We start from the raw sequence: 231 nt of genomic DNA on the forward strand, positions 1-231 counted from the left end.
ATCGGTACCAACGCGCTGAGCATCGACCACGGCCTGTCCAACCCCGACGCCGATCAGGCCGCGGTCAATCGCGCGATGGTGCGCACCGCCGACCGGGTCGTCGTGGTCGCCGATGCGTCGAAGGTCGGTCGGCGCAATCTGCTGAGCTTCGCGTCGCTCGAACCGATCGACGTTCTGGTCACCGACACCGCTCTCGACGACACCGACCGTCGGCAACTCATCGAACACGGA

General features: G+C 66.2%; 1 pseudogene. It reads left to right on the forward strand.

Features of this window, described 5'->3' with window-relative positions:
- Window positions 1-231 (forward strand): annotated as a pseudogene (locus NVV99_RS26990) (D-beta-D-heptose 1-phosphate adenosyltransferase); the annotation flags it as partial.

Origin of the sequence: Rhodococcus sp. PAE-6 (assembly GCF_025290685.1) — a bacterium.
GTDB classification, from domain to species: Bacteria; Actinomycetota; Actinomycetes; order Mycobacteriales; family Mycobacteriaceae; genus Rhodococcus; species Rhodococcus pyridinivorans.